The organism is Paraburkholderia sediminicola, assembly GCF_046027825.1.
Taxonomy (GTDB): domain Bacteria; phylum Pseudomonadota; class Gammaproteobacteria; order Burkholderiales; family Burkholderiaceae; genus Paraburkholderia; species Paraburkholderia sediminicola_D.
This window is the reverse complement of record NZ_JAQQDU010000228.1, coordinates 1-1330: the sequence shown is the minus strand read 5'-3', so window position 1 is coordinate 1330 and position 1330 is coordinate 1. Positions and strand designations below refer to the sequence as shown.

At 57.5% G+C, this 1330-nt stretch carries 1 protein-coding gene; it reads left to right on the top strand.

Translation table 11 applies throughout. The annotated features are described in order from the left end of the window. The first annotated feature begins 85 nt into the window (after positions 1-85). Complete coding sequence (locus PQQ96_RS41990) at positions 86-1186, top strand: IS5 family transposase (protein WP_408303302.1); 1101 nt, start codon at positions 86-88, stop codon at positions 1184-1186. The last annotated feature ends 144 nt before the right edge of the window (positions 1187-1330 follow it).

Sequence of the window (1330 nt, the reverse complement as noted above, 5' to 3'; positions counted from 1 at the left end):
CAGGCTGCGGAAATACCTCGCCCCGAAGTCACCCGAAAGGTCAGTTCAAACGTTGTTAGTGCAGACCCCACAACTGTGAGAAGCGATGCGCGGCGCCGATACCTTTACCGAGAATTTGTTCACCTTGCGTAAGCTCGAGGACTTTGTTCCAGCCGATCACCCGTTGCGCTCGATTCGCAAGATGGCCAACGCAGCGCTGGCCAGGATGGACCGCTTGTTTGCCGGGATGTACGAGGCTGAGATCAAAGGTGGGCGCCCCAGCATTGCCCCGGAGAAGCTGCTGCGCGCGATGCTGTTGCAGGTGCTCTATAGCGTTCGCTCGGAGCGGCAGTTGATGGAGCAGGTTCAATATAACCTGCTGTTTCGTTGGTTCATTGGGCTGTCGATGGACGATGCCGTGTGGGTGCCCACCGTCTTCACCAAGAACCGCGAGCGGCTGATTAAACACGACGCGGTCATCGAATTCTTTAACGAGGTTGTGGGCATCGCCGAGAACAGGCACTGGCTCTCAGGCGAGCACTTCAGTGTGGATGGCACATTGATTCAAGCGTGGGCCGGCCACAAAAGTTTTGTGCGCCGCGACGATGATCACGATCCCGAAGACGGTGGGAACTTCAAGGGCGAGAGGCGTAGCAATGAGACGCATGAATCGAAGAGCGACCCGGATTCGCGGCTGTATCGTAAAGGCAAAACGGCAAGCGAGCTACGCTACATGGGCCATACGTTGAGCGATAACCGCCATGGGCTGATCGCCAGCGCCGTGGTGACGCTGGCCGATGGCTATGCCGAGCGCGAAGCGGCCAAAGTAATGATCGACGATGCCCGCCAGGCGCTTGACGATCCGACGCGCGAGATCACGCTGGGGGCAGACAAAGGCTACGACGCGGCAGAGTTCATCGAGGCCTGCAAGGCCATGAACGTCACACCTCACGTGGCGCAAAACAAGTCAGGCCGCGAGTCGGCGGTGCCCGAGTCAATCGCCCAGAGTGCGGGCTATGCGGTTTCCCAGCAAAAGCGCAAGCTCATCGAACAAGGTTTCGGCTGGGCCAAGAGCATCGGCGGTATGCGCCAGGTGATGGTGCGCGGCTTGAAGAAAGTCGATCAGATGTTTGTGCTGACGATGGCCGCTTACAACCTCGTGCGTATGCGCACCCTGGGACAACTCCGTCCGCTGCAGGCGCAATGAGCCCCAAAAGCGTAAGAGCAGCTCACAAAACGGCCCAAAAATCGAAATTCCACGGTCAATATTCCAAATTATGAAAAACATGCCGCTGAAAATTCCGATCAAGCTTCACGGCTTAGTAATGTCGGCCTGTATTTCCGCAGCCTG